The 265-nt window shown below is 58.5% G+C and carries 1 pseudogene; it reads right to left on the bottom strand.

Going from position 1 to position 265, the window contains the following annotated elements:
* A pseudogene (locus tag SB816_RS32340) lies at positions 1-265 on the bottom strand (hypothetical protein); the annotation flags it as partial.

The raw sequence follows: 265 nt of genomic DNA on the forward strand, positions 1-265 counted from the left end.
GCCATTGGCGGTCGGGCTGACCTTGAAGCTGTCACCCGCTTGCATGGGGCCGTTATTGAGTGCCAGGGTAAAGCCGTCGATCACCGCTGGCGGCGTGGCCGTAATATCAAAGGTGCCCATGGCCTGGCCGTCCGACCGCAGCACGGTAACTTTATTGAGGTCGGCAGGATCGTTGAAACTGACCTTGTAATCGTAATTGGTCAGTTTGCTGGTGTCTTTGATCGTCACGCCCAAGTTGCCGGCGCCCTGGTTACCTTGCGCGGAG

It is taken from the genome of Achromobacter sp. SIMBA_011 (assembly GCF_046535435.1).
In the GTDB taxonomy this organism is placed as follows: Bacteria; Pseudomonadota; Gammaproteobacteria; order Burkholderiales; family Burkholderiaceae_B; genus Achromobacter; species Achromobacter dolens.